The sequence below is a fragment of the Pseudoalteromonas sp. McH1-42 genome, assembly GCF_022347845.1.
GTDB classification, from domain to species: domain Bacteria; phylum Pseudomonadota; class Gammaproteobacteria; order Enterobacterales; family Alteromonadaceae; genus Pseudoalteromonas; species Pseudoalteromonas rubra_D.
Genome location: NZ_JAKRFU010000022.1, coordinates 1 through 25,738 on the forward strand (window position 1 = coordinate 1; position 25,738 = coordinate 25,738).

Below are 25,738 nucleotides of genomic sequence, written 5' to 3' on the forward strand. Positions count from 1 at the left end.
CGCAAAGCGGCTTCTCAGGCAGTGATTCTTTTACGTATCAAGTGCAAGACAATGAAGGGAGTCTTTCCAATACTGCAACCGTCACCATTACGGTTGAACGGCTCAATCAGCCACCGGTTGCGGTGAATGACAGCGCCTCTGTCGAAGTCGCCCAGTCTGTCACTATCACAGTGTTGGACAATGACAGTGATGCCGACGGCACACTGCAAACCGGCACCGTCGAGATAGTACAAAGTGCGCAAATGGGCACCACAGAAGTAAGCAGCAGCGGGGCTATCACCTATACCCATACTGGCACCTCGGAGGGAGAGGACAGCTTCACCTATCGAGTGCAAGACAACCAGGGAGCAGTCTCCAACACTGCCACAGTGACCATTACTATCACAGCGCCGAATACAACCCCGGTGGCAGTCGATGACAGTGTACAAGTCGATAAAAATGAGGGTGTAGGCATCGCCATCCTGAACAATGATCAGGCCAAAGGGCGTGATCTACTGGTCAATAGCGTAATGGTTGTGATTGGACCCTCCCACGGCAGTGTCTCAATAGATTCAGCCAATGGCACAGCCCTTTACGTTCCCCAGTTTAACTTCGTCGGCAGTGATAGTTTTGGTTACGTGGTGAGCAACGACCTGGCCGAAATTTCCAACGTCGCGACGGTCACCATCACCGTGAACGACAAAAACTACGCACCCACTGTAGAGCCCGGTTCGGCAGAAATAGAGACGGATATCAGCAATGGAACGCAGGTGCTGCAGATCAGTGCCTCCGACCCAGATGGCGACTCCCTCACCTATCAGCTATCAGGCAACAACGCGACAATTTTCTCGGTCGATGCGGATGGTAAGGTCACCGTTGCAGACGCCGAACAGCTGGCCAGCAATGGAGAGCAAACCTATACCCTGACCGTCACAGTCTGTGACTCTGGTACACCTCAGCTATGTGCACAAAGCGAGATCACCATCTCCGTTACACAAGCTGCGCCGAGCTATGTTGCCACTAAGCGAAGTACATTTGGTAATGACGGCAACTTAACGGTGGCGCTCAATGCCAGCCTGGAATTCCACAACCCCGGCGAAACCATTCTGCTTAGCGATGGCAAACTGATCAGCGTTGGCGCTGTTGGTCATTTCAATGACGCCGCCAGCCGCAATATTCACCGTGCTTACGTCAGCAAGCAACTCAGTGATGGCCGCCCTGATAATAGCTTTGCGGAGGCAGGCAACTTCCAAAGTAGCTTCGGCATCGAGATTGAGAGCATTCCACAGGATGTCTGGGCAAAAGTAGCGGCTGTTGATGAACAGGGGCGTATTTATGTGGCAGGTTACGTCAATTTCTTAAGCTCACAACAACTACTCTTATTCCGTCTGCTCGGCGATGGATCATTGGATACCAGCTATGCCAACAACAATGGCTATATGATCTTACCTTTAGGCAGCAACGTGTTTGTTACCCCCGTTGCTATTGCGCTGGAAGACAATGAAACCCTCACCGTTGTGAGTAATATCAGAGCCACCAGCACCGCAACAACAGGTACAGTGACGCTGTCCAGGATCACAGCTCAGGGCGAGGTCACCACAACCCAATCGCTGGCAGAAACGCCCACCAAGAATGCACGAGGTATGGTCACTTTGCCTTCTGGAGACTATCTGGTGTACGGCGAAATTACGTCAACCGAAACGGGTGAGGATGTGATGTTAATGCGCCTCACACAAAGCACGCTGGCTCCGGATAGCAGCTTCCAGAACAACGGTCTGCTACAAATCAATATCACCACAGTGCCCGAAGGCGCAGACGGCACCAAGTTCAATGACACTGCCCGTCATGTGCAGATTAAAGACAGTAATACCCTATTGGTTACCGGGCTGACAACACTGGACGAATTTGGCGAAGAACGCTCTGCGTACTTACTGCAATTGAGCATGGATGGCGTGCTGGACACGGCCTTTGCTGGCACAGGTAAACGCGTCTATCTGCTCAGTGAACTCCCCACAGACTCAGACAATGATATCTCTGGTTATGCTGCAACCGGCATAGGGATCGCAGCGGATAGCGATACTTACTATCTGGCCATTCAGCGCAGTTTCTTTAGTAGTGATCAGGCAGTTCAGGTAATCAAGGTTGGCCTCAATGGTGATGTAGATACCAACTGGCTCCCTGGCAGCAATGGCTACAGCCTGTATCATGGTACCGGGCTCAAGATATTCGATTTCCTGGAAACCCAGGGTGGGTTGTTGTTCAGTGGTCAGAAATTCAATCATCTGGGTAACAACTACCTATCAGAGCTCTGGCTTGGTGAAATAACCACAGCAGCCGAATTGAACCCGAACTTTGGCTCTTTTGGTCAACGCACTGTCAGTGTCGGCCGTCGAGACGAGTCCTTTGTCGCCGGACAAGTATCGACCTTTAGCGCCTCCTTAGGACATCTATTACTCGGAGGCCAGGCAGCAACCTGGCAAACGACACCACAAACCGTGCCGTACGTACTAAAACTCGATAGTGTGGGCCAACGGACGAATACCTTTGCCAATCTGGGCTTGGTATCCACTGTGCCCGCTACAACTTTAGGACCGATGTCCAGCGCCACCGTGGGTGCCATTAAGGAAAACAGCACAGGCGACGTTTTACTTAGTGCCTCTGGCAACGTATCGGTATCAGCGGGGGATGAGCAAGCCATGGCAACACTGAATAAGTTCAGTAACTTAGGAGCTCTGGATAGCGGCTTTGCCAACAACGGTGTGCTGAGCTTGCTCGCCAGCGAGTATCAAGCAGAGTCTACCGCATTAGAGCTAACTCAGTTAACAACGCTGCCAAGTGGGAATATTCTGGCCCTGGGTCAGGCAACAGCCAGTTGTTATGTGCACAGTATAGCCTTTGTCATCCCCAGCTCTGGAAGCTTACCTGCTCACTTTGATTACCCCATTCCGAGTGGTTACAGTTGCAGCCCCAATGCACATAAAGTATCTATGATCCATACTGTAGGAAGTAGCCTGGTCGGCGTTGGCCAAAGTCAACCGGGGCCGACGGCACCTCAACTGCTGCTGGCCAAAGCCAATGAAGCAGGCGTCCCCGATACCAGCTTCGGCACAGACGGCCTGGCGTTACTCGATATCGGCCTGAGTGTGGGTGACGACATCACCATGAAGGGCTCAGTGGTGGATGCCAGCCAGGGCTTTATTGTCTTTGGCCATGCAGGCACTAAGAACTTTATCGTTCGGGTGACCAGTTCAGGCGCACTGGATACCAGCTTTGCGGATGGAGGGGTGCTGATGTTTGAACAAATATCCGGTGAAGCTGTGCTGATCAACCAGGCCTGGATCGAAAGCAACGGTAAATTATTGTTGTTCGCCCAGGCAAGCAGCTCTAAATCCCTGTATGTCGGTCAGCTATTACTGAGTGAATCACCGGGAAGTTGGGATACCAGTTTTGATGAAGATGGCACACAGCTATTCAGTAGCGCAGTCAGCGGTGAGCTGAAAACCGTCATACAGCATAACAGCAGTACGGAGTTTACCTTTGTCCTGCAACAGTCTTCTCCCGCGAGGGTGAGTTTACAAGCCGGCCAGGTCGTTCAACAGTGACGAATTAAGTAATCAGTCACCAAAGGGTTAGGTATGAAAATAAAGTTTTATGGTGTGCGGGGGTCCACCCCCACACCGGGGCCAACAACCGTCCACTACGGCGGTAACACAGTGTGTGTAACCCTTGAAAGCGATGCTGGTAAGCGTATGATCCTGGATGCGGGGACCGGGCTTAGAATACTAGGCCAGGAGGTGATGCATACCCGCCAACCTTTTTACATCTTACTGAGCCACAACCACTGGGACCATATTCAGGGTTTTCCGTTTTTCATTCCCGCGTACATTGCAAAACGCCAGATCACCATTGTACCGGGTGTCACAGAAGAGCATGCTCCTGACGCCATTTTAAAGCAAATGCAGGGGAGCTATTTTCCCGTGCCACATAACACCTTAGCTGCCGATATTCAGGTAACGCCACAAGTGAAGGACCACTGGCAGTATGAAGACTTTGACATTCGCCGCTGCGCAATGAACCACCCGGGTGGTGGCAGTGCCTACCGAATTGCCGCAGACGGTATCGAGGTGGTCTACGCCACTGACAATGAGCTGAACCCGCCTGGTCTGCCTGTCACCTCATTTCAACAGTGGGTTGATTTTGTTAAAGACGCAGACTACCTGATCCACGATGGCCAGTTTGTACCGGATGATTATCCACTCAAGCACGGCTGGGGCCACTCACTGATCAAAGATGCGCTGCTCCTGGCCGAACAAGGGGCTGTGAAGCACCTTGTGCTGATCAGCCATGATCCGGACCGCAGCGATGCAGCGCTGGATCAGATAGCCGCAGACATTCAGCGCCAGAACCGGCCTTTCAAAACCATTCTGGCTCGCGAGGGACTAACACTGCCATGAGCCTCCCGCGATTATGGCGTAAATACTATCAGCAATGGCTCTGTGGCCTCTGCCTTATCATCCTGTTTATCGCCTTACAATTGCTCACACTATCCCCGGCCTCGCCCTATGGCGACGCCTTAAAGCGCCTTGAAGGGCTAGGCTACGACCTGCGTTTGAAATCGACCCTGTCTTTGCACTCGCGCTCTTTCTTACCTATTGTGATTGTCGATATCGATGAACCAAGTCTCAAACAAGTCGGTCGCTTCCCGTGGAGCCGCCATGTGATGGCACGATTACAATCTCAGCTGGCTGATGCGGGCGTAGCCGTCATTGCCTACGACATCTTATTTTCAGAACCGGAACTGAACCCGGCACGGCAAGTGCTCAGCCACCTTGATACGCAAACCTCTGCCAATGTCTCTCATACGTTACACGCTCTGGCCCCAACCATAGATGCCGACAAAGCCTTTGCCAGCCGCTTACAGGAAACTGACACTGTACTTGGCCTGTTGTTCGAGCATCAGCCTGACATTCTCGTTGGCACGTTACCAGAGACCATTTTTTTCAGCGCCATTCCTGCTGCTGCGTTGCCCGTTCCCAATTTTGCCGGGCATGTTGCCAATGTCTCCGAATTACAACAAAACAGCCCGGGAAGTGGCTTTATTAACAGTGCCCCAGACAGCGATGGCTTTATTCGTAACTCGATGCTGCTGGCCAAGCATCAGGGTCAGCTCTATCCTGCATTAGCACTGGAAGCCGCGCGACTCTACACCATGGCCGAGCAAGTCGAGGTAGTCACTAAACCCTTTGGTACCGGGCACAGCGTTGAGGGAATACGCCTGGGTACAGCACTTATTCCAACAGACGACTATGGCCGGGTCAATGTCCCTTACCGAGGCCCCGCCTTCAGCTTTCCGTATGTCTCCGCCGCCGATGTCCTGAACGGCCAGATAGACCCCGGGCTGTTCGATCAGGCCATTATCTTTGTCGGTACGTCCGCGGTTGGTCATGCCGATCTAAGAACGACGCCTGTGGGTGTTCAGTATCCCGGAGTGGAAGTCCACGCTAACGTATTAGAGGGCTTGGTTTTTCCAGAGCTATTACCGAGCAGACCCAACTGGATGGATGGGGCGGTGATCATGCTATTGCTGTTACTGGGCCTCCTGTGCGTCTTTCTTTTACCCCGCCTCGAAGTATTGGGCATTGCAGTCTTTACCCTCTGTGTGAGCGGATTATTTATCACACTGAGTGCTTATTTATGGGTCAAGCTCCGACTGGATTTACCTCAAGTGGCAGTGCTGGCTATGTTGATTAGCCAGGCCATGATCCTGGGCAGCCTGGGGTTTGTCAGGGAGCACAAAGAGCGACTTCAGATAAAATCAATTTTCGATCAATATGTCCCGCCGGCCCATATTCAGGCGATGTTAGACAACCCAGACAGTGTGTCTATGGAAGGGGAAAAACGTGATATCACCGTGTTGTTTGCTGATATTCGCTCCTTTACCACTATCTCTGAATCCCTGGATGCAGGTCGGCTCAAGTCTTATCTCAATCAGTATTTCTCGCCCATTACACGGATCATCTTCGAGCACCAGGGCACCATAGACAAATATGTGGGCGACATGGTGATGGCGTTTTGGAATGCTCCCTTGCCTGTTGAGGCGCACCCTGAACTGGCGGTGCGCTGTGCCATGGCGATGCAAGATCAGGTTGATGCGCTGCAAGAACCTATGCGCCAACAATCGTTGCCCCCGTTTAAAATTGGTATTGGGCTCAATACCGGCGATATGAATGTGGGAGATATGGGGTCCGAATATCGTCGCGCCTACACGGTACTTGGCGATGCCGTGAATTTGGGCTCCCGGCTTGAAGGTCTGACGAAATACTATGGTGTGGGCATTCTCATCAATGAAACGACGTATGCACAATGCTCAGGCCTGGTATGCCGCCCAATTGACAAAGTGAAAGTCAAAGGCAAAAACCAGGCCGTCACGGTATATGAACCGATTTGCAGTCATGAGGCGTTAACCCCAGCCATACGCGAAGAGCTGGACGCCCATGAACAAGCCTGGTCACTTTATTTATCACAACAATGGCAGCAGGCTCAGGCAGCATTTACTAAACTTAAAGAACGCTCACCAGAGCGAAAAATCTATACGCTACTTAGTGAGCGGATCTTGGTCTTACAGGCTAACCCGCCCGGTGAGCAGTGGGATGGCAGCTACACCCATACATCGAAATAGCAGGTGAGTTATGGAACAGCATATTCGAAACATTGCAAATAAGTTTGAGCAGGCAGGCTCACAGGTCGCGCTGCAACATCTACTCAAATTGGCCATTGAGCTGGCATCGGAGCACGATACAAGTCGACTCCTGGAAAACATCCTGCTTTCGGCGATGGAACTCAGTGCAACTGATGGCGGTACCATATATTCCGTCACGGAAGACATGCAGCTGCAATTTGCCACACTGATCAATGGGCCTTTGGATCTGCACATGGGCGGTACCTCCAATCAGCCAATCCCCTTTCCTCCGATCCCTATCTATCTGGACAATGGACAATGTAACGAAAGTGCCTTAGTCGCGCTGGCTGCGGCAAAGCGGGAAATGATCAAAATAGACGACGTATACGAATGCCAGGAATACGATCTGTCCGCAGCACGAGCGATGGATGCTAAAACGGGTTATCACACGCAATCCGTGCTCACCATCCCATTACTTAATCATGAGCAAGAGCTTAACGGAGTGCTGCAACTGATCAACCCGCACAGCAAGGGTGAGATAGTCCCTTTTTCTAAACAGCAAACCGACATGATTTGTTCCATTGGGGCGCTAGCCGCTGTGGCATTGACCAACCGTCAGCTTATCGATGGCATGGAAACCTTGTTTCAGGCATTTACCCGCCTGATTGCAAAAGCCATAGACGAAAAATCGCCTTACACCGGCGGCCACTGTCGACGCGTGCCAGAACTCACCATGATGATTGCCGAAGCAGTACATGACGCCACATCAGGCCCCATGGCCGATTTCTCCATGACGGAAGCCGATCGGGCCGAGCTGTCATTAGCAGGCTGGCTGCATGATTGTGGGAAAATCGCCATTCCTGAATATGTCATGGATAAAGCCACCAAACTTGAATCGGTAAACGACAGAATCGCGCTGGTAGATACCAAAATTGAACTGGCAAAGCGCGATCTTGAACTCGACTATACAAAACGTATTTTCCGTTTTGAGCGGGATGGTGACCAAGCTCAGGTCAATCACCTTAGAGTGGAGTTAGAGGAAAAACTCACCCAATTGGAGCAAGATCGCCAATTTTTACGACATGCCAATATCGGTGGAGAATTCATGCGCGACGAAGATCAGCAACGCGTAAAAGACATCGCCGAACAAGCGTCAGTGCGGATAGGCTCAGAAATACAGCCCCTATTAACTGAGAACGAAGTCTATAATCTGAGCATTGCACGCGGCACGTTAACTGCCGAGGAACGTAGGATCATCAATCGCCATATGGACATCACACTGGAAATGCTTGAAGCGCTCCCCTTCCCAAAACACTTGCGCCGTGTGCCTGAATTTGCCGGCGGTCATCATGAAAAGATGGACGGCACTGGATACCCTAGAGGGTTAACACGTGAGCAAATGTCGATCCCCGCCAGGATCATGGCCATTGCCGATATTTTTGAAGCGCTCACGGCGGCAGATCGCCCCTATAAAGATGCGAAAAAGCTCAGTGAATGTTTGTTCATCATGGGGAAAATGAAACTAGGCGACCACATTGACCCAGACTTATTTGACGTCTTTGTTGATTCGAAAGTCTATTTGAAATATGCGCATCAGTTCCTAAAGCCTGACCAAATTGATGAAGTGACGCACGAGCAGATCCCCGGCTATGGGAAAAAACAGGGCTGAAAAACAAAAACCAATATTGGTGGGTATTGGCAACTAGCTGTGACGACATGTTGTTTAACAGCCCCATATTTAATGGTGACATTGTTATCGTTGTTATTATTTAATTTGGAATACGATCTTCCTTTTACAGCAAGCAACACCTGTTAATGCTATTGATGAATCTAACCAGCAATACAACGGCAGTAGGACCGCTGCATCACTGGCAATCACTCCTTGATCTTCATCAGTCAATCCTTGTAACAATCCAGAGCACTGACAATGCGAGTGGTAGGTAGTCACTCTGTGCTTCCAACACTATTCCTGTTGCTCTCCCTGTGTTGGTCCGGATTTCTATATTATTGTTATTATTTCACCTACATGTTGCATAAGGTGCAACATATGTACCCTAAAAGACAACAAGACAATTTAGCGATACATCCTAAGCTAACGCCAAACACTGCAGTTTAAATACAACAGAGTTTGATACTTACTTCTTCCAATCCTTGGAAAAAAGCATTGTCGGCATCTCACTTTCAATCCTTGATAGTGCTAACAAACTACACAGATTGCCGACTAAGTTACAACCTTTCATCAGTCCCTGTCCGGTTGTCGTTAACTCGGAACCAACTATAGAAATTTATCGCAATTTTCTAAACAACTGTTACATCTATTTTTTATAACTAAAAAAATAAGCCATTATATCAATGGCTTATTTTTAGAATTTTAAAGACGTTGCTGGACTAATTGAATATTGAGTTAGCGCAAAAATTTTTCATGTGGCTTATCACAGTCTAGAATTCCACAAACCCAGATAGGGTTTTGTGGACCTTTTTCGTCTGCATACGTAGAAAATGACCCAACAACGGAGAAAAGAGAGATAATGGCTATACAGATTGTTTTTTTCACACTAATGATCCTTTTGTTTTTTATTAAGTAGAGTGAACAAGGAGAATAGAGCGAGGGTGCGTAACCCAAACACTCGGCCCCTTTTCAGGTATCATCTTAGTGATCTATTTTAATTGTTGCAATAGAGGTATCATTTAATTGCACTGACAGTGACAGGACTTTATCTCCACTTATATCTGCCGCTATGGTGGGGTAAAGAGCGAAAAAGCGCTCTTCATAAACGAGATGCGAATCCGTCTGCCAGTTAAGTTTGTGCAGATAAGTATTACGTTCATCAAATGCCGTCCAGATAATATGCTCACCCCGGACGTACCAACGGCTAATATATCTAAAGTCAATTGGATGATTCAATGCCCTAGCCGGGCCAGTAAGGGTAGGTAGATAGAAAAGCTGTGCATCAATGGGCTCAGCGACGATATAGCCAGTCCCTGCAGGGCGGATAGAGCGATAACCGGATAACAGCAGGCTACTGATTTTAGAGCCTATATCATAGCTTTGTATTTCCCACTCACCCGCTACATTGACCCCGTAATAAATAGCACTGCCGTCTGCACTGAACGCAGCATCGCTGCTGGTCTCCATAGATGAGGTAATATAACTAACCTGACGGTGTTCAAACGAGTAAAATGCCAGCTTGGGACCTTCCTTAAACAAAATCCCACCAGCCTGATACGATACATCCAGTAATTCGACATTTTCATCAGAGCTGTAATAAGAATCCATCTCTCTGTTGCTCATTGTCATCCTGCCAATGGTTGTGATCCCGTCTTTTAAGTGCATCACCCATCGATGTTCATCTGACAGTTCATCATACAGCATAGCGACAACCTGAGGCGCGGTATTGATGATCTGCTGGACTTCTAATTGTGGAACCAATTGATGTTCTATATACAGGCGCTTCGCCCGGCTAAACTCTTTTTGTAGCAATACAACATCTGCCCCATCATGGGTATCAAAACTGCGCAACACAACATCGCCGTCTTCGATCAACCTGATTTGCTCTCCGGTCAGGGTGTCAACCTGGAAAAACGCACCTGCGGCCATAACCAGCAAAGACGTATTGTTTTTCCACTCAACGCCGTACAACTTATGCTTAGTGCTGTAGATCAGGGTTTCTTCTTTTGTTGCTAAATCAAATAACAAGATGTGGAACTGGCCTTTGATCTTTTTTATCAAAGCCAGCTTCTGTTTATCTGGTGACAAGCTTACATCATACAATATTTCACTTGCATCACTGGGGGCCAGCATACGCAAGTACTCTCGTGTATGCAGGTCAAGCGCGTATAGGGTCATTTCACTTTCCAGATCCACTAACATTGGCAATAGCAGCTCTGATGCATGACGGCCACGGGAAGGGTCCCCTACCGCAACCACCCCTTCTATCAGGGTGACCCTCCCTGACTCAGGTTCAGACAAGGTCAACGGTAACAACTGAACAGACGTTTTCCCACCACTTAGGTCACTGTATATTATAACTTTATCATTCTGAGCAAACTGCACGCGCGCAGCATTATTGGCATGATATGTGAGCTGTCTGATCTTGTTATTTTGTCGGTCAAGCAAATATACCTGCCGGTCTTCCTCGATAGAAGTGCGACCAGAAAAAGCAACATATCGACCATCTAGAGACACCGATAAGTCATGTTTTTCGCCATTAAACCCCGTTAGCGGATCAAGATCGCTGACGTTTGCCAACTGGCTGTCCAGCACATACTTAGTGATGACATCATATTTCGTCCACCCGATTATCGCAGACAGAAATATAACCAAAAACATCAACAGCTTATAAGCAAGACCTGATGATTTCTCTAATCTGGGTGGTTGCTTGTCTGTCGTATTGATAAGCGCTTCCGACACGTCGTTTGACGCACCAACTGTGCCACTATCAAGGCCCTCAGCAGGCAGTGTTGCAACGTTGGCTTCTTTTGTGGGGTGGGCTGCGGCCTCAAGCGCATCGACTGGCTCAATTTCGCAGATTAACTTGTAGCCGCGCTTTGATACTGACTTTACATAGCGGGCGTTCGCAATATCAGTATCACCCAGAATCAATCTGAGCTTTTTAACAGCACTACGTACTGCCGTATCCGATACCACGCGATCAGACCATACTTGCTGGTGCAACTCTTCAATGCTTACGTATCTGTCTTTGTTTTCATACAAATACAGCAAAAGCGCCATGACCTTAGGTTCAATAGCAACCTCGCTGGCATCGCGATATAAAACCTGATCGCTCAGATCCAGAACAAACGCTCCGAGTTTTGTCAGTTTAATATCCATTAACGAAGACATGGCATCCCATCAAAGTGGTCAAAATTTCCAGTTATTGATGGACGATTAGACGGCCAAACCCAGCGCACAGGAGAGACGCTCAGGCCCTACTAGGACACCTCAGGCAAGGCATTATTCCAATAAATAAGAGTATTCTAAAATTTCAAATCGTCACAACGTATTAGACTAACAGGGAAAAGAAATGAAGTTCAACTAAAACCTGACAAACTCATAGCAACTCAGGTAAAAACTCATTACAAATATGACTAATAATTTCTATTTTCGCAATTCAATACACGAAAGGCCAGTTACTCGCATAAATGATCCACATTTGTGCCTCTTCCATGATCTGACCATTTTGCTTTTAATAGCCCCGCGTGCATTAACTCAAATGTGCTTTTCGAACGCAGTTTATTAGCTCATTGGCCACAGACATTTGTATAAATTTGGATCGCGTCACTCTTGGCAAAACTGATAGCAACCTTATCCTGGGAGATAAACGCCGCAGAGGTGGGAGCCTGTCCACCGCCAATATCGAGTTGTGACACATGCAGCCAATGGGTATCACCGTGGCGTTTAAAAATATAAACCTGATCCGCAGACTCCGACATAGCCAACATACATTGCCCCGCAGGATCAAAAGCCAAACGTGATACAGCGCTCAGCTTTTGGTTATCTGACACCTTCAGCTCTGTAGAGGATGTATAATTGCCCTGTAGATCCGGATAATAGGCAAATACACTTTGCTTATCCGCCACTAACAAACGCTCGGTCCCTGGTACAAAAGTCACAAATACCGGCTCGATTAACGCTCTTTGGTGCCCGATAGATAAGGTTTGCTGCAACTTAAGCGGCTGTGAGTCTGATGCCTCAAACAGCGCAATTTGATTTGCCTGCATGCCCGCCACGGCGACTTTCTGGCCGCTATCAGATTGCGCGACCGACACTGCGCCACCCAGTGCATTGACGTCATTGGCCCGAATTGTCTGACGTGTGCTCAACTGTCCCTGTGCGGAACTCAGTTGCACCAATGCCTGCGACACATTAGCCGCCACATAACTGATACCAGCGGCATCACCAACAATGGCATATGGCCCTAACAGAGCCAGTCTATCCTCTTGTGTTGAAATGGGCTTACCCTGTCTGAACACGCGCTGGATATCAATTCGGTCAGATAAACCTGACTGCAAAGTCAATGTATCATTATGGCCCAACCGAAACTGTGCAACGGCACCACTGTAAAAGCTAACAACCTGAATATCCCTGTCAGCTCCCACAAACGTCATATCCGATGCACCGATGAGCATACCTCCTGCGCGTTCACCTGACATCATATCCAGCATAGTCAAAGAGTGATCATCGCCGACACGATATGCAGTCAATGCATCATCATCCGCGCTGACTGCATACAACACCTTGTCAGTGTCATCAAATAACAGCCGTCGAACATTATCCAGCCCATCGATGCCATTTTGGTTATCTACATAACGATGCAGCAAAGCAGAGCCTTCAACTGGCTCGTCAGACGTTGCACATCCCGCGCTCAAACCGCTCATAACAACTGCGACACACAGCCCTTTAAGACAGCGCTTTCGTTTTCTATTTGCCATAACATAGTACTCCTTTGGGATAGATATTTAAGTGGCTGTATTAAATTAAAAAACGTCAGGCTATGCGCTGGGCATGACCTGACGCATATACTAACACTCTTTAAACCGCTCCCTGTCTTTGACTATTTGCTTAACCATTTTGCCAAACGATTTTTCTTTGGCACGCCTTTGCGCCATGGTGGAAGTATTAAAGGCATTTTCTCGGTTCAACTTAAGGTAGTTATTCAACCGCCTTTGACTCAACTCGCCGGATTCAATCGCGCGATGCACTGCACACCCGGGCTCCTGATCGTGCTGACAATCATTAAACCGGCATTGCTCACTAAGCAGTTCTATATCAGCAAATGCCGAGCTGATCCCCGTATCGCAACCACCCAGTTGCAACTCCCGCATCCCCGGCGTATCGAGCAACAAAGCACCTGATGGCAAGGTAACCAACTCCCGGTGCGTCGTTGTATGCCGTCCTTTTCCGTCGTCCTCACGGATCCTGCCAGTTTGTTGATGGTGTACCTTCATCAGCGTATTTGTGAGCGTTGACTTGCCGACGCCCGATGACCCCAGCAATACGACCGTCTGGCCTTTGGTGAGCCAGGGAGACAAACGTTCAGCACAGTCGGACGCTTGCGTATTCAGTGCCAGCACATCCAGGCTGGCATCAAGCTCGCGCACCATAATGAGTGCCTTATCCGTATGGTCAACCTGATCGGCCTTAGTCAGCAGAATGACGGCTTGTACGTCCGAACTGTGCACCAGTGCCAGGTAGCGTTCCAGTCGGTTCAGATTAAAATCTTCATTCAGTGAGCACAAAATAAAGGCTGTATCGACATTTGCCGAGATTAACTGCCACTCTCTGTGTGCCCCTGGCGCCTTGCGTCTGAAACAACTTTGTCGCTCCAGCAAGCGGATATATCGCTGCTGATTATCCACCAGTATCCAGTCACCAACGGCAAGAGTATCCATGGCAGGTGTTACCGACAGAGAATAGCTCTCGGTGTCGCTTTGCACTGAAATACGGGTTCGGTGTACCGAGACTACCCGCACAGGACAGGCATTACTCCACTCTTCAAGTGTAAGTTGTTGTTGAAAAAAGGGTGTCCAGCCTAAGCTGGCGAGTATCTGAAAATTGGTCATGACGACCCCTTAACAATGATGTTAATAATTGACAAAGGGGCTGAGTGCCCCGGTAGATACCGGGCGAAAAGAAGTGCTGGCTAGACTAAATTAATTGAGGCCAGTCTGCCCGGTCGGTTTGGTTACTATCATCATTGTCCTCCTGGGTGTTTTTCCGTCAATTCCGACCACATCATATCGGATCGACGCACAGAGTCAATGTATCCTTAAGGGAAGGTGAAAGGGTATCACACCCCAACAATCAACATCTTACCTTGTGCCATGCCCTCTCGCTCACAGCTTAAATCAATTCGACTGTCGAGTGGATACTGATATAGGCGTTCCAGTTTAGGGTGAGTTTTAGTTAGGAAAGAGCAGCTTCTGACAAACAAACTCATTTTGCTTTGTTTGTCGACGAATGCATACGCCGTTTTAGCCAGCGCCTCTTTGCACGCCGCCATAATTTCCGGATTCACCTGATTTAAATGAATGGCTTTGTGCGCTTCTTCTTGTGGGATCACTTGCAGACTGCTGGCTAACACACACGCCGCATAAATATCTAACACTCCAATCACCCGGGGTTTCTGACTGCCCCGTTCAGCATACACCACCATCATACATGGTACTTTGCTTTCATCCAGTTGCTGCGCTTTGATGGGTTTCAACACCAGTGAGCCACTGATATTTTTCTGCATCAGCCGTTCAAGTAAATCAGTTTTCGGCAAAGCCAGCTCTTCTCTGAGCGGCACAGCTTCATCCTCAGCAATCACTTCGTTGGCTTCCTGCTCCAGCACCAGAGGCATAATGGCGCTACGCAGCGCATCATCACTGAAAGGTTTTGACAGGAAAAAAGCACAGCCCAAGGACGTTGCATAGTCAATTTGCGCCGTATCATCGACGGTGGAGATCATCGCCACAGGGAGATCAGGGTGGCTGACACGCACCAACTCCAGCAACTCTATGCCGGTTTTATCCGGCATGTGCCAGTCGGTCAAAATGATTTGGGGCTGCCAGCTAGTTATCTGTGCCAATGCATCATCGACGCGACTGGCACACTGCAAAAGCAGCTTGCGGTACTCAAACTGTTGCAAGGCCCGGCGGATGATCTCACAGGTCGCATGGCTGTCGTCAACGATCAGGACTTTCACTCTTTACCCTAACGCAATTATTCTTCTTCAGTATAGGCAGAATTTTGAACGAAAACTAAACTTATCTTATTGATAAACAAAAGCGGCGTATCTCAGCTCATGGTTCCTCTCGAAGTTTACCAGTACGTAGCACTGAATGTGGGGCTTTTGATCCTGGCGGCCTGGTTCTATATTTTGTTGTTGATTTTAAGAGAGTTTCGTCATTTTGCCGGGACTTTTTTGAGCCACAAACAGGGGGCACCCGCCAACGACGAACTACTTGCACAGTGCCGTGAGGCCGTGGCCCGTGCCAGCCAGTTTTCTCAGCAACATAGCCAGACCATTTCTGAACTTTTGCAGGTGCAAATGACGCTGGAAAATCAATTGTCACAGATCCGGGCCTCCACCGCTGATCACATCACCAAAGAAGAACAAGGCTCCATCAATGAGTTAAATAAAAAGCTGATCCGCTCTCATAAACTCATTAAACGCCTCAAAGGCGAGCTAGACAACAGTGACAAAAAGCTCCAGCACGTCAGCTCCAAACTGGAGCATCAGTTCCAGTCTACTGATACCTTGCGCCAGGCCAATACGCAATTACAAGAAGAGCTGGAGCAACTGAAGCAAACCAAAGCCAGTACCTCCGCCAATACCATGAGCGATCAGCAAACTCAGACATTGCTCAACCAATACAAACGTCAGATCGAGGAGCAGAATCAGTTGATAGATCAACTCTCCGTAGAACACGAAGGGGACGGCAGCAGTGCAGAAGTGGCCGCCCTGAAAACCGAGCTTGAACAAACCCGGCAAAAACTGAAGCACCTGAGTAAAGAGAAAAGTTTTGTGGAAAGTCGTTACCTTGAAGCCATTAAGCAGACTAAACCAGAATAACCACTCTCCAGTCATGGCAGGTCATCTATACTGGTTATGGATGTATTGGTATCACCTCAACGCACTGATACCGGAGGGTTGGCAGTGACAACATTAAGGCGTGTATGGCGTGCAATTCTGATTACTTTATTGTCATGTACTTACCTGATTTCCAGTCAGAGTTGGGCCGCCGCTCCAGTCTCTCAGACGAACATAGCCCAGACGCAAACAACCAGGGTAAACACACCGTTTTTCGACACCGGTGAACTGATTTTTCAGACCATAGGTGACAATGAGCAAATCCCCAATGGGGTGGTCACCGCGCTGGCTCAGGACCGGGATGGATTTATCTGGGTCGGGACTCAATTTGGCCTGATCCGTCACGATGGCTACCGGTTTGTGACTTTTAAACATGATCCGCAAAACCAGACGAGCCTGTCGGGCAATTTTGTACGTACGTTATGGACAGCGCGGGACGGTCGGATCTGGGTCGGTACCTTCTCTGATGGCGTGTCTGTCTACGACCCCAAACGTGGCCAATTCAGTCGCTTCGCACATCACCGCTCCGCGCCAGATAGCCTGCCTAACAACACAGTGCGCTCACTGACAGGTGATGATCAGGGTAATCTGTATGTTGCCACAGACAATGGGCTGGCGCATATCCAGACACAAACAGGCCAGGTAACACGGCTACGTGTTGAGGGCTGTGATATACCACTGCAACAACCCAGGCTCCGCTCAGTCTTGCTAACAGACACAGATACCTTGTGGCTGGGCAGCAAAAGCGGTTTATGCCGTATCACCTTGCCTGCTTTACGGGCAACTCAGAATGTGGACTGGCAGCAACCACTGGCTGGCACAACCCTGTCAGCCTTTAATCATCAAAATGTATTTCGGTTGTTTCAGGCGACTGATCGATCCATCTGGATTGGTACCACAGATCATGGCGCGGCGTTTTTCGTACCCGGCGCTGACGAGGTCAAGCGGATCACGCATCGCCCGGATGATCCTTCCAGCCTCAGTTATCACTGGGTCAACGGCATTGCACAGCCTAATGATCAGGAGATCTGGTTAAGCACGTCCGGCGGCGGTATCACCGTGGTGGATGCCACAACTGGCGCGGTAAAGCGCCATATTCGTCATGATCCCCTGAATCCCTACAGTATTAACCTTGACTCTATGGGTGCCCTGCTCGTTGACGCGTCCGGACTTATCTGGGCAGGCACCTGGGGCAATGGACTCAATCGCCACAACCCGCACAATGGCGCGTTCAGAACCTTTGTCCGACGGCTCACCTACCCTCATTCGCTAAGTCATGTCGATGTGCGCAGTTTTGCCGAACTCAGTAACGGCTTGATATGGGTTGGCAACGCTCAAACGGGGATCGACATCATAGATCCGCAGATCGGCGTGGTAGCCGGCCACCGTCCCGATCCATCGGATCCAACCAAACTGGACGATGGCTACGCCCGAACGATCCGCCAAACCTTTGATGGTCATATCTGGGTCGGCTCGGCAAACACCGGGTTGTACCATTTTGATCCTGATACTCAGCATTTCACACGCTTCAGTAAAGCTGATGGCCTGCCCGGCTATCAGGTTGTCACCTTGCAGGAAACCCCAGGTGGCCAACTCTGGGTCGGTACTGGCGAAGGGCTGGCTCTCATGGATATTAATACGCGCCAGATCCAAACCTTAAATCACTTCAGTGATTACACCATTTTGTCAGGAAAATCAGTGCTGAGCATGACCTACGCGGCCCCAAATTATCTGTGGGTAGGGACCCGCAATGGCCTGTTTGTACTCGATTTAGCCGCGCACAGTGTCACGGAGATCAGTGCCCAGACCGGTACTACAGAGACCTTGTCAGACAACTATATCAATAGTCTGCTGATTGATAGTCAAGGGCACCTGCTGGTTGCCACGCCCCACGGGCTCGACAAACTGGTCCACTTTGACGGTCAGCACGCCCAGTTCGAATCTTTGGATCAATTAGTTGGCAGACCAACCGGTACAGCGGGCAATCTGCTGGAAGATGATCAGGGGCGTCTGTGGAACGGTTATGGCTGGATAGATCCCGTAAATCGCAGTTATGCAGACTTAAGCGCCGCCGATGACTGGGATACCGGAACCATGTGGACCGGCTCTTATACTAAGCTGCGTAATGGTACTTTGCTGTTCGGCGGTACGAAAGGGATCCTCTTATTACGCCCTGAACTTTGGACTTCCTGGGAGTATCATCCCCCCCTGGTGATCAGTGAACTGGCGGTCAATAATCACCCCGTAACCAACACCAACCAACTGACCCTGCAACCCAATACCCGCAGCTTTTCCGTCGAGTTTGCGGCACTGGACTATACGGCACCACACAGCAATCGCTATGCCTATCAGCTCATAGGTTATGACGACAACTGGATCCAGGTGGACGCCAGCAAACGCCATATCACCTATTCACAGTTACCACCTGGCGACTACCAGCTCAGGATTAAGGGGAGCAACCGCAAAGGTCAATGGAGTCAGCATCAAATAAGCCTGGCCATTACTCAGTTACCGACCTGGTATGAGACCTGGTGGTTTCGCCTGGGGCTACTGCTGCTGATCACCTCTTTGTTATACCGGGCGTATTTATGGCGAATAAAAGAACTCAAACAGCAACAAGTTGTGTTGGATAATCTGGTTCAGTCCCGCACTGAAAATATCACCATGCTGGGCACCATAGGCAAAGACATCACCTCTACTTTAGATCTTTCCTCGGTACTAGAACGTGTCTATAAACACGTTAATGAGTTGATGGGCGCAGACGTCTTTGTGGTCGGGATCCTGGACACCGAGAATCAGCGCATATCCTGTCGACTGGCGATTGAAAAAGGGCAAAAGCTACCTGAATTTGAATATGCTTTGTCCGACACCCAGCGCCCTGCTGTGTGGTGCGTCACCCACCAAAAAGAGCTCAGGGTCAATCAGATCAGTGAGCTGACGCAGTTTGTTAACCACATTGCAGCGCCGGTTAGCGGCGCCGAAAGTGAGTCGCTGGTTTACCTGCCTCTGATTATTGATACCCGGACCATTGGCTGTCTGACCGTGCAGAGCTTTCAGCCATGTGCTTTTAGCGACAATGATGTGCAAATGCTGCGTACGATCGCCAATTACACCGCTATTGCCCTGGCAAACGCCGACGCAGTGGCCCAGCTTGAGAGTACCTTCAACCAGCTGCAAACGGCCCACGAAGAGCTCAAAGTCACGCAGCAACAACTGGTACAGCAGGAAAAAATGGCGGGACTGGGCCGTCTGGTTTCCGGCGTTGCCCATGAAATTAATACGCCGCTTGGGATTGGCATTACGGCTGGCTCTTATGCCAGCAAAGCGCTGGCAGAATGCGAGCAAAAACTGGCTGACGCACGACTCAGCAAAGACAACCTGGAGCAGTTTCTTGCCACACTAAAAGAAAGCCTGCAGTTGCTGGAATCAAACCTAAATCGTGCAGCACAGCTAGTGAAAAACTTTAAACAGGTGGCTGTTGACCAATCCATAGAAGAGCTCAGCATCATCAACCTACCGGATTATCTCAACGATGTGCTGACCAGTTTGCACCCAAAGTGGAAGCACACCCAGGTCACAGTGAAAACCGACTTTCCGGCAGAGGCCCGCTTGTCTACTTACCCGGGTGCCATTGCCCAGATCCTCACAAACCTGGTCGACAACGCCATTAAACATGGATTCGATGATGGAAAACAGCCTGGTACTATCTGTATTACAGTGAACGACCAACCGCAACAGCTCACCTGGACGGTATCTGATGATGGCGCAGGCATGAGCGAAGAAACGCGGGATAAAGTCTTTGAACCGTTTTACACCACCCGACGCAGCAGCGGCGGCACCGGGCTGGGTATGCACATCGTCTTTAATATCGTGACGCAAAAGCTCAAGGGCACCATAGAATGTAGCAGTGAGGCCGGACAAGGCTGTTGCTACACCCTAGTGCTTCCCAAATCAGTCGGTTGACACCCATTTGGATTAAAATCAGACACGCGTTTGCAATTAACACCGCTTTTCAGGTGTACTCTGTCAGCCCCTTTGCTCAAGTGATGTCGGCAAGTGCAATTCGATATTGGCAATCACCTGGTTACATATTGACGATTGAATGATTGCCCGAAGGTTCTGCTCAAGGTACATTCGTACGTTAAAAGAACAAATACTATCAGCCTTCGAAAGGTGTCAGGCCGTTCATTTGAGGCCGTCATCTACGTCGGTTGCCAACCCACTCACAGGTTAAATAAATACAATGAACACGGCGCAAACACCATCAGTCAGATCCATTAAACTGGCCGCATTTTTTGACATTCTTCCCCTATCTATTGCCGTGATCCCTTGGGGAGTTTTATGCGGCTCAATGGCCATTCAGGTTGGCCTGAGCCCGTTACAGTCCCAGTTGATGTCCTTGCTGGTCTTTGCTGGTGCAGCGCAACTTTCTGCCCTGACTCTGGTGGGTGTCGGTGGCGGGATCGCCGCCACTTTGGGGAGTACCGCGGTGATCAGCTCACGCCATTTGCTGTACTCGGCCACCTTTCGCCATGACGCGCTAGGTTTGCCGCTACATCATAAAATTCTGATGGCCTTTTTGCTCACTGATGAAATGTTCGCGGTCACTGAAAATAAGCATAACGAGCTAGGTCATTTCCCGTTGGATTATGCGCTGATCTCTGGTGCCACTTTCTATGTTATCTGGAACCTGTCCACACTGGCTGGCATTGTGGCTGGCACCAGTATTCCTGACCTCGACAGCCTAGGACTCGAATTTGCCATTGCAGCTACCTTTATTGCCATGGTAGTGCCTAACATTAAATCATCGCCGGTGCTCATCGCAGTACTGGTATCGGCCTGTAGCGCCGTGCTGCTTCACAAATTCGATGTGCCTAACGGCCTGCTGCTGTCTGCACTATTCGGCATGGTGGTGGGCTACCGTTTAGACAAAGAAACCAGCTAGGGGCAAACCATGAGCTACGATCTGATATTTTTAATGGCACTGATCACCTTCTTTATGCGTTATGCCTTTTTTATGGAAAAGCTACCCGTCAAACTCGATCTGAGAGTCCAACGGTTTTTAAGTTATACCGCCCCCTGTATTTTGACCGCGATGGCGGCACCCATTGTATTTGGCGAAGTGACATTCAATACGCATGATCTTGCTAATCCTTTTTTGCTGGGGGGAATGCTGACCATCATGTTAAGCCTGCTGGTGAAAAACACCCTGCTCGTTGTATTGGCGAGTATGGGCATCTTCTTCGCACTAAAAGCCCTGTTATGACTACATACAATGGCTGACCTAACTATAGAGAATAAGGAATTTGGCGATTATTGAAAATAATCGATAGAGCATCACCTAAAAACAAAGTAGCAACATATTTACATCAAGTGTTGAATTTAATTAGTGCATGCAGAATAATATTGTTTTTATAAAAGGACCAAATAAATCATGAAGCTCATTTCCATTCTCACATTATCTTTATTGCTACCGCTCGCGCCAGCAGCTTTCGCAGCAAAAGGCGTCGGTCAAGTTGAACGTATCTATCCAAGTGGCGGTAAAGTATTCTTCCGTCTCAAAGGCGATGAGTGTAAGCAAAGTGCCAATGCCGGTAATACCTACTGGTATTTTGAACTCGCAGATGCCACTGCAGGGGTGAACGTATCTATGCTACTGGCTGCCGCAAACACATCCAAAACGATAAAGATCGGCTACCCTTCCTGTGACCCGACAAAAAACCAGAAAATAAATTACCTCTATCAAGATTTTTGATTCACCAAGGCATAGCACCCTATAAAAAATAAGAAACAGATGGTTTATCCCATTGCCTTTTATTGTGCTATGCCTTTCATGCCAATTGATCCCCATCAAGAGCCTTTATTACAAGTAGTTGGCTCATCTCGGTCGATCGAACTATAAAAATAAGACACGCATATGAAAGTTTTAACACGCTTACTCTTGTGGCTTACACTCGCTACCAGTTTTCAATCGCTTGCTATCAGCAGCCCAAGCTTTAGCCTCAGTACATACAGTATGTACCGGGGGAACACAGTAACACTGTCCTGGAGTCGTCCCAGCGGCACACAGTATTTTAATCTATGGGTACTCAAGCCTGGCGATACCTGGCTGAAATTCAGGGGGGGTTACACCAGCACCTCCTTTAACCGTTATATCAATAAAAACGGCACCCATACTTTTTACGTCGAGGCGTGTGATGCCAGTGGATGCAGCGCATCAGGGTCGGCATCCGTCACGGTCAGTGAACCGCCTCCGCCTGGGCCGAGTGCAGTGCGGGGGTTCTCTTTATCCACCTCACAAATATACACTGGCGGCAGTGTGATGCTGCAATGGCAACCGCCGAGCAGCTATTCAGGTTCACTTTATTATCGCTTACGCACTAAAAAGCCAGGCGGAAACTGGTTTGTATTTCGAGACGTTTCGACCCCCAATTTCCTCCGCTCAGGGATCAATCTGGCAGGGACTCATTATTTCCAGATCCAAGCCTGTGATTCTTGGAACCAGTGCAGCTACTCCTCTGTACACAGCCTCTCAGTGCTATCACCGCCCCCGGTACCAGATGCGGTTACCGGGCTGTCTGCCAGCAAGACGCAACTAAATTATGGTGATTCCGTTAAGGTCAGTTGGCGTAAACCCGGCAACATCAGTGATACGACTTACTACGATGTCTATATCACTAAGCCAGGCGCACAACCCGGGCTGCCAGATGAGCATTTTCTTTGGCATGATAATTTCAGAGCGACTGAATTGACACGTAATGAGATTTACCGTCGGGGTGCAACCAAAGTGGGTATAGTGCCGTGCAACGTGCTCAATCAATGTGGCCCATTACGTGAAGTCAGTTTCACGGTAGGCGGCACGCTACCACAACCCACATTTACCCGAAATAAGTCTGTCATTCGTCAGGGAGAACAAGTCACTTTCAACTGGTCGCTCCACCCCTATTACAAAGACACGGTCAGTTATACGCTCTACCAACATTCGCAAGGAACGACGCGTAAAATAGCAGGCCCACTGGCGGCGACCGTACAAAGCTTTACTCATACACTCAATGAAGTGGGAAGCAGTACTTTTTACCTTGAAATGTGTAACACCTATGGTGAATGTAACAATAAATCACTCACTGCGTTGACTGTGCGGGCGACGCCTGTGATCACCCAAGCCGCGGTCGCGCAGTTGGCCGTCAATAAATCTGATATCACTTACGGTGAGCATGTCGCACTATCGTGGCAACGCCCGGCAGGCTACGATGAAAACAGTGGGCTGGTATTTGATGTCTATGTGACTAAGCCCAGTCCGAACCCAGGTGAAGCAGATATCCGCTTCCTATGGCGTGATAACCACCCGTCTCTTACATTAACAAGGGGCCCCAATTATCGTCGTGGCACCATTAAAGTAGAAGTCGTGCCATGCCTGGCAGAACAATGCGGTTTGAGCCGTTCCGTGTCTTATACCCTCAGCGGTAACACGCTGCCTGCAGCGACACAGTTTACCGTTAAACAAAATACCGTGTTTGCCGGAAAGGGGTTTGACTTTAACTGGCAGTTCCCTGAGTTTTTTCAAGAAGCCGTGACCACTCAATTATGGGTCAGAGCACCAGAACACACTGCGCTGCAAGAATACCAAGCCAATGCACCTTTGCATGCCCCGGGCCAGTATACTTTTTATCTTCAGTACTGTGATCAGAAGGCACCCACAATATGTAATGACTATCTCAGTCACCCTGTCACAGCAACGGTCAAACCGATCAAAGTTGCGAACCTCAGGGTTGATAAAGCCAACATCAACTACGGTGATTCTGTCACTATCTCCTGGGACAAGCCCAATGGCTATACAGAAGCCCTTACCTATGATGTATATATTACCAAGCCCAGCTCGGAGCCTGGCCAACCAGATCAGCGGTTTTTGTGGCAGCGTGCCCTCACTGATACTCAGGTAGTACGAGGTCCGAATTACCGCCGTGGTCAGATTGGTGTGGAAGTACATCCTTGCCTGCCAGATGGCAACTGTGGTGAAGTCACGACAACACAGTACACACTTGATGGCACCACCCTGCCTGACGCAATACAATTTACCAGTGAAAAGCCCGAGTATTATCTGAACGAGTCGGTGTCTTTCAACTGGCAAATGCCAGAGTTTTTTAAAGAGCCCATCACTGCCAAACTGTGGATGACTTCTCCCGGCAGCCAATCCATCAGTCTGTACACCCCGGGCACCGGTCTGACGCAAAAAGGCACCTATACCTTTTATCTGCAAACCTGCCTGACCAACTACAGCACCGTGTGCAGTAAACAGCGCAGCACTGCCACCTCAGTCGTGGTCAGTGACAATGCCGCCTTGCTCACAGTAGAGGATCTAACGGTGTCCGCCAGCGACATCGTTTATGGAGAATCGGTCACCCTATCGTGGAAAAAGCCATCCGTTTACCAGCAAGATATGGTCTATGATGTTTACATTACCAAACCCAGTCAGTATGCCGGGGAGCCCGAACAGCGTTTCCTGTGGCAGGATAATTATACCGGCACGTCACTCGAACGGGGACCTAACTTTCGACGCGGTACCATCAAAGTCGAAGTGCAGCCTTGTACCTTATCAGGGCAATGTGGCCAATTGTCTGAAGTCGCTTTTCAGCTCACAGACAGCCACCTGCCCATGGTCACCTTTGAACCACTGCCGGAACGCGTCTTTACACACCAAACGGTCACACTGCAATGGCAGATCCATGAGTTTTTCCAGGAACATGTCAGTTACACGCTGTATGTCAAACCACCAGGTCAGCAACAGCTAACCATGCTGGGGGAATTCGACTCACGCACCCAACAATCGCGTTTCCAGTATCAGTTCACCGACGCTGGCGAGTACATTTTCTCTGTTCAGGCCTGCGATAAGAAAACCAATGGGGCTATCTGTAGCATCCTGGAAAGTTCAGAACTGGTGGCAAACGCGGAGCCTCTGAGGCTCACATTGAGTGTGGAAAATGGCAATCTGCAATGGACAGACGTTGCACAGATCAGCCACTACTTGCTGGAAGTCGCTGACTGCACGCAAGGCTGCACCAATGGCGAGGTACTGAACTGGCAAAATATTCCTCTGTCAGGCGCACAGACTCACTATGACGCAAGCAAGATGACCGGGCTGAGCGCATACAGGGTTAAAGCATGTTTTAGCGATACCATTTGTAGTGGCTGGAGCAATCAAGTACTGCACGACCCGGATGCAAGACTCCTGACGGGCAAAATCGCAGAGCTCAATACCATCTCTTCCCTGGTTCGGATACGCATTAAAGGCGATACCTGTAAACGCACAGAAAACGGTCAGTTCTGGACACTGGACCTCCTGACACCGGCTGGGAGCGTGACGTACAACCTACTCAGAACCGCTCATCTCCAAGACCGCGCTTTGGTCTTCTCTCTGCCAACCTGCCAGGCAGATAGAGATCAGCCAATTATCGAGCTATATCAGGATTACTGATAGGCCGATGCAAAACGACCCATAGTTAAA

14 protein-coding genes are annotated in these 25,738 nt (G+C 49.4%); 10 read left to right on the forward strand and 4 right to left on the reverse strand.

All coding sequences use genetic code 11. From position 1 onward, the window contains the following. The 4 genes from MHN31_RS18625 to MHN31_RS18640 all read left to right on the forward strand — a co-directional run. Window positions 1–3,581: Ig-like domain-containing protein (locus tag MHN31_RS18625; RefSeq protein ID WP_239445020.1), on the forward strand; the 3,581-nt coding region annotated here is incomplete at its 5' end. Between the two features lie 33 nt (window positions 3,582–3,614). Next, window positions 3,615–4,433, forward strand: a complete 819-nt coding sequence (locus MHN31_RS18630; RefSeq protein WP_125561031.1) for an MBL fold metallo-hydrolase — start codon at window positions 3,615–3,617, stop codon at window positions 4,431–4,433. Then, entirely contained in the window at window positions 4,430–6,658 is a 2,229-nt protein-coding gene (locus MHN31_RS18635) for an adenylate/guanylate cyclase domain-containing protein (RefSeq protein ID WP_239445021.1), read from the forward strand. The genes MHN31_RS18630 and MHN31_RS18635 overlap by 4 nt, the downstream gene beginning before the upstream one ends. Window positions 6,659–6,668: 10 nt before the next feature. Further along, window positions 6,669–8,327: an HD domain-containing phosphohydrolase gene (locus MHN31_RS18640; RefSeq protein ID WP_125561034.1), complete on the forward strand. Its 1,659-nt coding sequence runs from the start codon at window positions 6,669–6,671 to the stop codon at window positions 8,325–8,327. A 981-nt stretch (window positions 8,328–9,308) separates the two neighbouring features. Here MHN31_RS18640 and MHN31_RS18645 read toward each other — a convergent pair. The 4 genes from MHN31_RS18645 to MHN31_RS18660 all read right to left on the reverse strand — a co-directional run bounded on the left by MHN31_RS18645 (window position 9,309) and on the right by MHN31_RS18660 (window position 15,348). Further along, entirely contained in the window at window positions 9,309–11,501 is a 2,193-nt protein-coding gene (locus MHN31_RS18645; RefSeq protein ID WP_239445022.1) for a winged helix-turn-helix domain-containing protein, read from the reverse strand. 398 nt (window positions 11,502–11,899) lie between these two features. Next, window positions 11,900–13,090, reverse strand: coding sequence for a hypothetical protein (locus MHN31_RS18650; protein ID WP_239445023.1), 1,191 nt, complete (start codon window positions 13,088–13,090; stop codon window positions 11,900–11,902). A gap of 90 nt (window positions 13,091–13,180) precedes the next feature. After that, complete coding sequence (rsgA, locus tag MHN31_RS18655; RefSeq protein WP_239445024.1) at window positions 13,181–14,221, reverse strand: ribosome small subunit-dependent GTPase A; 1,041 nt, start codon at window positions 14,219–14,221, stop codon at window positions 13,181–13,183. A gap of 227 nt (window positions 14,222–14,448) precedes the next feature. Then, window positions 14,449–15,348 (reverse strand): response regulator, encoded by a 900-nt coding sequence (locus MHN31_RS18660; RefSeq protein WP_125561042.1) that lies wholly within the window; start codon window positions 15,346–15,348, stop codon window positions 14,449–14,451. A 99-nt stretch (window positions 15,349–15,447) separates the two neighbouring features. On the opposite strand from MHN31_RS18660, the gene MHN31_RS18665 reads away from it, so the two are divergent. The 6 genes from MHN31_RS18665 (at window position 15,448) to MHN31_RS18690 (ending at window position 25,708) form a co-directional block, all read left to right on the forward strand. Further along, window positions 15,448–16,218 (forward strand): chromosome partitioning protein ParA, encoded by a 771-nt coding sequence (locus MHN31_RS18665; protein ID WP_239445025.1) that lies wholly within the window; start codon window positions 15,448–15,450, stop codon window positions 16,216–16,218. 84 nt (window positions 16,219–16,302) lie between these two features. Next, the gene (locus tag MHN31_RS18670; RefSeq protein ID WP_239445026.1) at window positions 16,303–20,199 is read left to right on the forward strand and encodes a two-component regulator propeller domain-containing protein; all 3,897 of its coding nucleotides are present in this window, start codon (window positions 16,303–16,305) and stop codon (window positions 20,197–20,199) included. A 280-nt stretch (window positions 20,200–20,479) separates the two neighbouring features. Next, on the forward strand, window positions 20,480–21,181 hold the full coding sequence (locus MHN31_RS18675; RefSeq protein WP_239445027.1) for an AzlC family ABC transporter permease: 702 nt from the start codon (window positions 20,480–20,482) through the stop codon (window positions 21,179–21,181). 9 nt (window positions 21,182–21,190) lie between these two features. Continuing rightward, window positions 21,191–21,502: an AzlD domain-containing protein gene (locus MHN31_RS18680; RefSeq protein ID WP_239445028.1), complete on the forward strand. Its 312-nt coding sequence runs from the start codon at window positions 21,191–21,193 to the stop codon at window positions 21,500–21,502. A gap of 168 nt (window positions 21,503–21,670) precedes the next feature. Continuing rightward, complete coding sequence (locus tag MHN31_RS18685) at window positions 21,671–21,991, forward strand: hypothetical protein (protein ID WP_049863877.1); 321 nt, start codon at window positions 21,671–21,673, stop codon at window positions 21,989–21,991. Window positions 21,992–22,153: 162 nt separating this feature from the next. Further along, window positions 22,154–25,708, forward strand: coding sequence for a chitinase N-terminal domain-containing protein (locus MHN31_RS18690; protein ID WP_239445029.1), 3,555 nt, complete (start codon window positions 22,154–22,156; stop codon window positions 25,706–25,708). The last annotated feature ends 30 nt before the right edge of the window (window positions 25,709–25,738 follow it).

What these genes read in the sequence shown, in the direction of transcription:
- MHN31_RS18635 (WP_239445021.1), top strand. Translation starts at nt 4,430, where the DNA reads ATGAGCCTCCCGCGATTATGGCGTAAATACTATCAGCAATGGCTCTGT.
- MHN31_RS18630 (WP_125561031.1), top strand. Translation starts at nt 3,615, where the DNA reads ATGAAAATAAAGTTTTATGGTGTGCGGGGGTCCACCCCCACACCGGGG.
- MHN31_RS18640 (WP_125561034.1), top strand. Translation starts at nt 6,669, where the DNA reads ATGGAACAGCATATTCGAAACATTGCAAATAAGTTTGAGCAGGCAGGC.
- MHN31_RS18665 (WP_239445025.1), top strand. Translation starts at nt 15,448, where the DNA reads ATGGTTCCTCTCGAAGTTTACCAGTACGTAGCACTGAATGTGGGGCTT.
- MHN31_RS18675 (WP_239445027.1), top strand. Translation starts at nt 20,480, where the DNA reads ATGAACACGGCGCAAACACCATCAGTCAGATCCATTAAACTGGCCGCA.
- MHN31_RS18685 (WP_049863877.1), top strand. Translation starts at nt 21,671, where the DNA reads ATGAAGCTCATTTCCATTCTCACATTATCTTTATTGCTACCGCTCGCG.
- MHN31_RS18680 (WP_239445028.1), top strand. Translation starts at nt 21,191, where the DNA reads ATGAGCTACGATCTGATATTTTTAATGGCACTGATCACCTTCTTTATG.
- rsgA (WP_239445024.1), bottom strand. Translation starts at nt 14,221, where the DNA reads ATGACCAATTTTCAGATACTCGCCAGCTTAGGCTGGACACCCTTTTTT.
- MHN31_RS18645 (WP_239445022.1), bottom strand. Translation starts at nt 11,501, where the DNA reads ATGTCTTCGTTAATGGATATTAAACTGACAAAACTCGGAGCGTTTGTT.
- MHN31_RS18650 (WP_239445023.1), bottom strand. Translation starts at nt 13,090, where the DNA reads ATGGCAAATAGAAAACGAAAGCGCTGTCTTAAAGGGCTGTGTGTCGCA.
- MHN31_RS18690 (WP_239445029.1), top strand. Translation starts at nt 22,154, where the DNA reads ATGAAAGTTTTAACACGCTTACTCTTGTGGCTTACACTCGCTACCAGT.